The following is a 4,197-nucleotide window of genomic DNA, read 5'->3' on the forward strand; positions in this document are numbered from 1 at the left end:
CCTGATCAAGGCGATGGTCGATGACACCTCGGTGCAGGCCCGCCTGGCGGACAACCGCATCGTGCCGATCAAGGGCCTGAAGGTGACCGAGCCCAACCAGCAGCGCCTGATGGCCATGCTGGCCGACTCCAAGAGCGTGCAGCTCTGGTACGACCAGGACCTGCCGCCCAAGCTGGGCGAGTTGCACAAGGACCTGGTGCAGTCGCTGTTCGCGCTGTCCATCACCCCCGAGGAAGCGGCCCAGAAGATGGAAGCCGCGGCCAAGGCCGAACTGCACTGACCCCTGTGCCGCCCAGGAGTCTGTCTTGACCGCTTCCACCATCTCCCTGGCACCGCCGCTGGCCCGGCGGCGCAAGAAACTGGCGGCCCAGTGGGCCCCGGTGTTCTTTTTGGCACCGTCGGTCGTGCTGCTGCTGCTGTTCTTGCTCTACCCGCTGCTGCAGAGCTTTCATTTGTCGATGCTGAAATGGAACGGCCTGGGCGCGAATGGCATTTTTACCGGTGCCGACAACTGGGTGGCGCTGCTGCACGACACGGTGTTTTGGCACGCACTGGGCAACAACCTGCTGCTGGGCTTACTGTCGGTGCTGGTGCAGTTGCCCATCGCCATGGCGCTGGCGCTGATGCTGGACAAAGCCAGCCGCGGCTCGCGTATTTTGAAGATCCTGTACTTTCTGCCGCTGCTGTTCTCCAGCGTGGCGGTGGGGGTGGTGTTCAAGAACATCCTGGACCCGAACTTCGGCCCCATCAATGCCGGGTTGCACGCCATGGGTCTGGACGCGCTGGCGCAAGACTGGCTGGGCGACAAACGCTTTGCCCTGGGCAGCGTGATTGCCGTCATCTGCTGGCAAAACGTGCCCTTCTACATGATCTTGTTTCTGGCCGGGCTGGCGTCTTTTCCGCCGGAGCTGACCGAGGCCGCCACGCTGGACCGGGCCAAGCCGTCCACCATCTTCTGGCGCATCAAACTGCCGCATCTGCAGGGCACGATACGCACGGCGGCCATGTTGTCGGTCATTGGTTCGCTGCGCTATTTCGACCTGATCTACGTGATGACCGGCGGCGGGCCCGACGGCTCGTCGGAAGTCATGGCCACCTACATGTACCGCACCGTATTTGCCTCGTTCCAGCTGGGCTACGGCAGCACCATTGCCTCCGCCATGTTTTTGGTGGTGACCCTGATTGCCGCGTTTGGCATGCGCCTGACACGGCGCTTTGAAACCCAGGTGTGACATGCCAACCGTCTCTTTAAAACCCGCTCTGGCCTACCCCAAAGTGCGCGACATCAGTTTGCGCAGCCTGGTCAAACTGCTGGCCCTTGTGTGGCTGGTGGTGACGCTGCTGCCGCTGCTGTTCGTGGTGTTTACCAGCCTGAAATCGCAGGCAGAAACCTTTGACAGCCCGGTCTGGGCGCTGCCCCGGCAGATCGACTGGAGCCACTACGCAGCGGTGCTGCAGGGCGGCATTCTGGTCTATCTGCGCAACAGCGTGTGGGTGGTGGGGATGTCCATCGTGCTGATTCTGGCGGCCAGCTCGATGGCGGCCTACGCCCTGGCGCGGCTGGAGTTTCGTTTCAACAAGACGCTGTTTGGCCTGATCGTGGCCTGCATGATCGTGCCCATCCACATCACGCTGGTGCCCATCTACCTGCTGACGCGCAGCCTGGGCCTGTACGACACGCCGTTCGCCCTGATTGGCCCGTATGTGGCCACCAGCCTGCCGGTGTCGATCTTCATCCTGACTGAGTTCATGCGGCAGATTCCGCGTGAGCTGGAAGAGGCCGCCAAGCTGGATGGCTGCGGGCCGTTCGCCGTGTTCTGGAAGGTGTTCTTTCCGCTGTCGGGGCCGGGCCTGGCCACCGTGGCCATCTACAACGGCATCGGGCTGTGGAACGAATTCATCTTCGCCTACGTGCTCACCTCCTCACCGTCCAACCGCACCTTGCCGCTGGCGCTGTGGGACTTTCAGGGCGAATACGCCTCGAATATCCCGGCCATGCTGGCGCTGGTGACGCTGACCTCGCTGCCGCTGATCGTGGCCTATGCCTTTGGCCAGGAGCGCATCGTCAAAGGAATGATGGCCGGTTCCCTCAAAGGCTGAAACAAAGATTCCCATGACCCAAATCACCCTCCAATCCATCCAAAAAAACTATGCTGGCAGCGTGCAAGTCATCCGCGATGTGGACCTGGACATCGCCGCGGGCGAGTTCTGTGTGTTCCTTGGCCCCTCGGGCTGCGGCAAGTCCACCCTGTTGCGCATGATTGCCGGTATCGAGTCGATCACCGCCGGAGACCTGCACATCGGCGGCGTGCACATGAACGAAGTGCCGCCCGCCGAGCGCGAGGTGGCCATGGTGTTCCAAAACTACGCGCTCTACCCGCACATGAGCCTGTACGAGAACATGGCCTTCGGCCTGCGCCAGGCCAAGGTGGACAAGGCCGAAATCCACCGCCGCGTGAGCGAAGCCGCCGAGGTGCTGCAGATCACCCACATGCTGGACCGCCTGCCCAAAGCCCTGTCGGGCGGGCAGCGCCAGCGGGTGGCGATTGGCCGGGCCATCGTGCGCCGCCCGAATGTGTTTTTGTTCGACGAGCCGCTGTCCAACCTGGATGCTGCGCTGCGCGTGCACATGCGCACCGAGATCGCCCGGCTGCACCGCGACTTCCAGCGCGCCAGCGCGGTCTACGTGACCCACGACCAGACCGAAGCCATGGCCCTGGCCGACAAGATCGTGCTGCTGCGCGCCGGCGAAGGCATGCTGACGCACGGCAGCATCGCCCAGGTGGGCGCACCGCTGGACCTGTACCACCACCCGCGCGACATGTTTGTGGCCAGCTTTCTGGGCTCGCCACGCATGAACTTTTTGCCCGCCACGGTGCAGGCGGTAGATGACCACACGCTGACCCTGCAAACCGATGCCAGCGCGGGCGGCGAGCGCCTGCAACTGCCCCGCCAAGGCCGCCGCGTGGCCGCCGGTGCGCGCGTCACCCTGGGCATCCGGCCCGAGCATTTGCTGCCCGGTGACATGGGCGGCGCCACCCTGCTGCGCACGGTGCAGCAGGTAGAGCATTTCGGCGAGTACAGCTACGTGTACCTGCAAGGCCTGCCGGGCGAACCGCTGATTGCCAAAGTGCCGGGCCGCAGCAGCGCGCTGGCGGGCGACCGCACCCCGTTCACCGTGCCCGACCCGGCCTACCACCTGTTTGACGATGCCAGCTTTGCCATTGCTGCGCAGTAACTTTTATCCCAACCTCTATCTCCAACATGTCCAATACACCGCTCTACCAAGACCCCCGGCAACCCATCCCGCAGCGCGTCGCCGACCTGCTGGGGCGCATGACCCTGACTGAGAAAACCGCCCAAATGCACGCCTTTTGGCTGGTGCTGTCCGAAGACGGCGAACACCAGGTGCGGCCCGGCGAAGCCTTCATTGGCCGCAGCGACCCGGCCGAAGTACGCCGCCGCCTGGCCCACGGCCTGGGCCAGATCACCCGCCCGCTGGGCACCCACGGCGTGGACGCGGCCACGGGTGTACGCGCGCTGAACCGCCTGCAGCGCTACCTGCGCTTTGAAACCCGGCTCGGCATCCCGGCGATTTCGCACGAAGAATGCCTGATGGGCATGATGACCCGCGACGGCACGCTGTTCCCCTCCGCCCTGGCCATGAGCGCCACCTGGAACCCCGCACTCATCCAGCAGGTGGGCGAGCAGATCGGCCTGGAATGCCGCGCCGTGGGCTGCCAGCAGGGGCTGGCCCCGGTGCTGGACGTGTCGCGCGATGTGCGCTGGGGCCGCACCGAAGAAACCCTGGGCGAAGACCCCTACCTGGTCGGCGTACTGGCCACCCGCTATGTGCGCGGCCTGCAGGGCCCGCAGCGCGACGTGCTGACCACGCTGAAGCATTTTGTCGGCCACTCGTTCAGCGAAGGCGCGCGCAACCACGCGCCGGTGAACCTGGGCTGGCGCACGTTGAACGACACCTTTTTGCTGCCGTTCGAGATGGCCGTCAAACTGGCCGATGCGGGCTCGGTGATGCCCGCGTACCACGACATCGACGGCGAGCCGGTACACGCCTCACAGCATTTGCTCACCGAGGTACTGCGCAAGCAATGGGGCTTTGACGGCCTGGTGGTGGCCGACTACGTGGGCGTGAGCCTGCTGTACCAGCACCACGGCGTGGCCCAGGATGCGGCCGAG

General features: G+C 64.6%; 4 protein-coding genes and 1 pseudogene. All 5 read left to right on the forward strand.

The features are described 5' to 3' along the window. Window positions 1-280: pseudogene (locus tag ABI213_RS23730) on the forward strand (ABC transporter substrate-binding protein); the annotation flags it as partial. Between the two features lie 25 nt (window positions 281-305). After that, the gene (locus ABI213_RS23735) at window positions 306-1,232 is read left to right on the forward strand and encodes a sugar ABC transporter permease (RefSeq protein ID WP_348006573.1); all 927 of its coding nucleotides are present in this window, start codon (window positions 306-308) and stop codon (window positions 1,230-1,232) included. 1 nt (window position 1,233) lies between these two features. Next, window positions 1,234-2,100: a carbohydrate ABC transporter permease gene (locus ABI213_RS23740; RefSeq protein ID WP_348006572.1), complete on the forward strand. Its 867-nt coding sequence runs from the start codon at window positions 1,234-1,236 to the stop codon at window positions 2,098-2,100. A 13-nt stretch (window positions 2,101-2,113) separates the two neighbouring features. Beyond that, window positions 2,114-3,238: a sn-glycerol-3-phosphate ABC transporter ATP-binding protein UgpC gene (gene ugpC / locus ABI213_RS23745; protein WP_348006571.1), complete on the forward strand. Its 1,125-nt coding sequence runs from the start codon at window positions 2,114-2,116 to the stop codon at window positions 3,236-3,238. A 26-nt stretch (window positions 3,239-3,264) separates the two neighbouring features. After that, window positions 3,265-4,197, forward strand: a 933-nt coding sequence (locus ABI213_RS23750) for a glycoside hydrolase family 3 N-terminal domain-containing protein (protein WP_348028955.1), incomplete at its 3' end; no start/stop codon positions are given.

Origin of the sequence: Rhodoferax sp. (assembly GCF_039922535.1) — a bacterium.
In the GTDB taxonomy this organism is placed as follows: Bacteria; Pseudomonadota; Gammaproteobacteria; order Burkholderiales; family Burkholderiaceae_C; genus Rhodoferax_B.

Excerpts from the sequence above, each read along its gene's own strand:
- ABI213_RS23740 (WP_348006572.1), top strand. The coding sequence starts at position 1,234 with ATGCCAACCGTCTCTTTAAAACCCGCTCTGGCCTACCCCAAAGTGCGC.
- ugpC (WP_348006571.1), top strand. The coding sequence starts at position 2,114 with ATGACCCAAATCACCCTCCAATCCATCCAAAAAAACTATGCTGGCAGC.